This window comes from Pseudomonas protegens, from assembly GCF_003732485.1.
Lineage (GTDB): Bacteria > Pseudomonadota > Gammaproteobacteria > Pseudomonadales > Pseudomonadaceae > Aquipseudomonas > Aquipseudomonas protegens_B.
In genome coordinates, this window is sequence record NZ_MOAK01000016.1 from 1 (window position 1) to 1,205 (window position 1,205).

The 1,205-nt window shown below is 64.9% G+C and carries 1 protein-coding gene; it reads right to left on the minus strand.

Going from position 1 to position 1,205, the window contains the following annotated elements:
• A partial coding sequence (locus BLX41_RS01840; RefSeq protein ID WP_473241672.1) for a two-partner secretion domain-containing protein occupies positions 1-1,205 on the minus strand: 1,205 nt, incomplete at both ends.

Below are 1,205 nucleotides of genomic sequence, written 5' to 3' on the forward strand. Positions count from 1 at the left end.
TCGCTGAGTTTGAGGCTCTGTGCACCCGCGCTGGAGATCACGCCCTTGAGGCTGTTGTCGAGGCTCGCGGCCTTGACGTCCAGGGCCTGCTGGCTGACCAGGGCGCCGCCCTGGCTGTTGTTCAAGGCGTTGCTGAGGCTGATGTCGACACCGCCCTTGAGGCTGGAGACGGTGCCTTTGTTGCTGTTGTTCAGGCCGGTGCCCTTGAGGGTCAGGCCCTGCCAGCCCGACAGCAGCCCACCCTGGTTGTCCAGTTCCGCAGTACCGGTAATCTCCAGGGTCTGTTGCGCCAGTACCACGCCGGTGAGGTTGTCCATGCCGGCCAGCACCAGGGTGCTGCTGCCCTGGCTCGACAGCTCGCCACCGCTGTTGCCCAAGTGGCCGAGGGTGGCATTGAGGGACTGCTGGCTCTTGATCAGGCCGCCCTGGCCGTTGCGCACTTGCTCGGCATTGAGTTGCAGGCGCTCGGCGCTCAGCAGCTTGCCCTGATGACTGTTATCCAGAGTCCCGGCACTGACCGTCACCTGGCGCTGCCCACTCAGGGTGCCGCCCTGGTTGTTCAGGGTCTGGGTGGTCGTGACCGTCAGATCACGGCTGGCCACCACGCTCTTGCCGCTGTTGTTCAGGTTTTGCGCCGTCAGGGTGACATCGCCATTCGGGTTGCGGCTGTTGTCGAGGTTGACCCCGGCTTCGATGATGCCGTGGTTGTTCAGTTGCCCGCCGCTGCCCAGATTGATGCTGTTGGCTGCCGCCAGGGTGCTGTGGTTGTTCAGGTCGTCTTGGGTTTGCACCTTGAGATCGCTGCCGGCGTAGACCGCGCCCTGGGCATCGAGGCTGCCGGCCTTGATCGCCACCGCGCCCTTTTCGGCGGTGGCGTCAGCCATGCGCAACTGGCCGTTGGCATCCAGTTGGATATCACCGCCACTGGCGATCAGCTTGCCGTCGAGCTTGACCCCGACCCCGGCCTCAGTACCCACCAGCTTGATGGCCCCGGCGTACATGCCGCCCAGGGCTGATGAGTCGATGGCCAGTTGCGGCGCATCCGCCGGGTTGGCGGTGCGGGCCGTGGCGTTCAAGGTCTTGGCGTCGACGTCATTGGCCCCGGCGATCACCGCCAGGTGCTTGGCCTGGATCTCGGCGTTGATTTTCGCGCTGCGGGTGATGATTTCGAACTGGTCGATATTGCTCGCGTTGAGCCCCGCGCC